At 60.1% G+C, this 775-nt stretch carries 1 protein-coding gene; it reads right to left on the bottom strand.

Features of this window, described 5'->3' with window-relative positions:
- Nucleotides 1–775, bottom strand: a 775-nt coding sequence (locus tag AACY52_RS28740; RefSeq protein WP_339561132.1) for a hypothetical protein, incomplete at both ends; no start/stop codon positions are given.

Below are 775 nucleotides of genomic sequence, written 5' to 3'. Positions count from 1 at the left end.
TAGACTTTCTCGCTCAGATCGTAATCGTTGATCAGCGAGTTGGCGAGGCTGGCGGCGGCGTCCAGCGTGCGCGCAGCCGGATTGGTCACAGTATAATAGGTCTGCGCAAGATCGTAGTTGATACGCGGACCGAACAGGTAACGACCATTATAGACCGAGCTGCCATCGTCATAGGCGGCACCAGTGCTGGCGAGCGTGCTTCCCGACAGGTTATATTGCTGGAAATCGCGATTGTTGGTCTTGTCGGTCTGCTGATATTTGCCGCCAACCTTCAGCGTGAAGGCATCGCCCGTGCCGAGCGGCACCGTCAGATCGACGCGGCCCTGATACAGGTTTTCGGCGGCGCGTCGGCGATCGTAATTGACGCGGTAGCCCGAATAAAGCGCCGGATTATAGGGTGTGCCATTGGCGGTGTTGACCTTGAACAGCGTGTCGCTGAGGTCGAGCGATAGACCCGTCAGCGCGGTGCTGCCGGTGCGGAACGAGAATTCGGAACGCAACGGATCTTTCTTCAGCGCCTTGCTGTACGTCCCCTCGACCTGCAATTCGGCGGTGCCGAAGTGGAAGTTGCCGCCAAGCTCGCCGGTAAAGGTGGAGTCATCTTCGTTGCGCAGACGCAGGAAGCGCGTGCCGCGCGCGCTGAAGGTGCCGCCATTGGCGATGTTGGCGTTGGCGTTCGTGGCGTTGGTCAAAGCGGTGTTATAGGCTGCGATCTGCGCCGTGGTGGCGGTCGCCGAAGGCGGTGTCGGCGGTGCAACGACGGGAATTTCGATGC

Origin of the sequence: Pseudomonas sp. EA_65y_Pfl1_P113, assembly GCF_963970525.1 — a bacterium.
Lineage (GTDB): Bacteria > Pseudomonadota > Gammaproteobacteria > Pseudomonadales > Pseudomonadaceae > Aquipseudomonas > Aquipseudomonas tritici.
This window is presented reverse-complemented; position numbering and strand designations above follow the sequence as displayed.